The organism is Frigoribacterium sp. AC759, from assembly GCF_979256015.1.
This window is the reverse complement of record NZ_CEEDMT010000153.1, coordinates 1-247: the sequence shown is the minus strand read 5'-3', so window position 1 is coordinate 247 and position 247 is coordinate 1. Positions and strand designations below refer to the sequence as shown.

Here is a 247-nt window from a genome sequence, read left to right as displayed (position 1 = left end):
GACATCGACATCGCCATCGTCGACGAGACCGTCGAGGGCGAGAACGGCAAGCCGAGCGTGGTCGACACGGCGCAGGCGTCGTCCCTCGCGGGCTATCTCGCCGCGGGCGTCTCGCAGACCGGCACCGTGGCGACGGTCGGCGGCGGCAACCAGCCCCCGGTGACCCAGTTCAGGGACGGCTTCTCCGACGGCGTCGACGCCTACAACGAGGCGCTCGGCACGACGGTGAAGCTGCTCGGCTGGGACA

General features: G+C 70.9%; 1 protein-coding gene. It reads left to right on the top strand.

Translation table 11 applies throughout. The annotated features are described in order from the left end of the window. On the top strand, window positions 1-247 hold a 247-nt coding region (locus ACZ6JE_RS15460), incomplete at both ends, for a BMP family ABC transporter substrate-binding protein (RefSeq protein WP_464319520.1).